The organism is Spirulina sp. CCY15215, from assembly GCF_016888125.1.
Lineage (GTDB): Bacteria > Cyanobacteriota > Cyanobacteriia > Cyanobacteriales > Spirulinaceae > CCY15215.
Map to the genome: position 1 here is coordinate 1 of NZ_JACSWA010000232.1, position 216 is coordinate 216.

Here is a 216-nt window from a genome sequence, read left to right on the forward strand (position 1 = left end):
ATCCCTCCATCTGTGATATTTCATTTAACTTTTTTCCCTTTCTCAACCATCCTTGCAAGCGATTCTTTTTCGGATCGTAAAGATAATATTCCTCAATACCATGCTGTTGATAAAACTTAAATTTATCCTCCATCTCTCCTTTTCTGTTACTTTTCGAGAGAATTTCAAACGCTACTTGTGGGGCAATATTCTCCTCTTCCCACTGCTTGTAAGAAC

The 216-nt window shown here is 37.0% G+C and carries 1 protein-coding gene; it reads right to left on the reverse strand.

What is annotated here, in order from left to right; all coding sequences use genetic code 11:
* On the reverse strand, nt 1-216 hold a 216-nt coding region (locus tag JUI58_RS01580; RefSeq protein WP_204101990.1), incomplete at both ends, for a Uma2 family endonuclease.